Source organism: Streptomyces cavernae (assembly GCF_004023625.1).
GTDB lineage: Bacteria > Actinomycetota > Actinomycetes > Streptomycetales > Streptomycetaceae > Streptomyces > Streptomyces cavernae.
Genome location: NZ_RPDJ01000120.1, coordinates 1 through 1,413, shown reverse-complemented (window position 1 = coordinate 1,413; position 1,413 = coordinate 1). Strand labels below are relative to the sequence as shown.

Annotated in this window: 1 rRNA gene; it reads left to right on the top strand. The window is 56.1% G+C overall.

Annotation, left to right across the window (positions count from 1 at the left end):
- A 23S ribosomal RNA gene (locus EF387_RS46425) occupies positions 1-1,392 on the top strand; the annotation flags it as partial.
- Positions 1,393-1,413: the final 21 nt, after the last annotated feature.

Below are 1,413 nucleotides of genomic sequence, written 5' to 3'. Positions count from 1 at the left end.
CTGAGACCTGATGCCGAGCCGATTGTGGCGAAGTGGATGATCCTATGCTGTCGAGAAAAGCCTCTAGCGAGTTTTATGGCGGCCCGTACCCTAAACCGACTCAGGTGGTCAGGTAGAGAATACCGAGGCGTTCGGGTGAACTATGGTTAAGGAACTCGGCAAAATGCCCCCGTAACTTCGGGAGAAGGGGGGCCACATCCGGTGATCACTTTTTCGGTGTGAGCTGGGGGTGGCCGCAGAGACCAGCGAGAAGCGACTGTTTACTAAAAACACAGGTCCGTGCGAAGCCGTAAGGCGATGTATACGGACTGACGCCTGCCCGGTGCTGGAACGTTAAGGGGACCGGTTAGTGACCTTTCGGGGTTGCGAAGCTGAGAACTTAAGCGCCAGTAAACGGCGGTGGTAACTATAACCATCCTAAGGTAGCGAAATTCCTTGTCGGGTAAGTTCCGACCTGCACGAATGGCGTAACGACTTCTCGACTGTCTCAACCATAGGCCCGGTGAAATTGCACTACGAGTAAAGATGCTCGTTTCGCGCAGCAGGACGGAAAGACCCCGGGACCTTTACTACAGTTTGATATTGGTGTTCGGTTCGGCTTGTGTAGGATAGCTGGGAGACTTTGAAGCAGGGACGCCAGTTCTTGTGGAGTCGTCGTTGAAATACCAGTCTGGTCGTGCTGGATGTCTAACCTGGGTCCGTGATCCGGATCAGGGACAGTGTCTGATGGGTAGTTTAACTGGGGCGGTTGCCTCCTAAAGGGTAACGGAGGCGCCCAAAGGTTCCCTCAGCCTGGTTGGCAATCAGGTGTTGAGTGTAAGTGCACAAGGGAGCTTGACTGTGAGACCGACGGGTCGAGCAGGGACGAAAGTCGGGACTAGTGATCCGGCGGTGGCTTGTGGAAGCGCCGTCGCTCAACGGATAAAAGGTACCCCGGGGATAACAGGCTGATCTTCCCCAAGAGTCCATATCGACGGGATGGTTTGGCACCTCGATGTCGGCTCGTCGCATCCTGGGGCTGGAGTCGGTCCCAAGGGTTGGGCTGTTCGCCCATTAAAGCGGTACGCGAGCTGGGTTTAGAACGTCGTGAGACAGTTCGGTCCCTATCCGCTGTGCGCGTAGGAGTCTTGAGAAGGGCTGTCCCTAGTACGAGAGGACCGGGACGGACGAACCTCTGGTGTGCCAGTTGTTCTGCCAAGGGCATGGCTGGTTGGCTACGTTCGGGAGGGATAACCGCTGAAAGCATCTAAGCGGGAAGCCTGCTTCGAGATGAGGACTCCCACCCACTTGATGGGGTAAGGCTCCCAGTAGACGACTGGGTTGATAGGCCGGATATGGAAGCACGGTAACGTGTGGAGTTGACCGGTACTAATAGGCCGAGGGCTTGTCCTCAGTTGCTCGCGTCCACTGTGT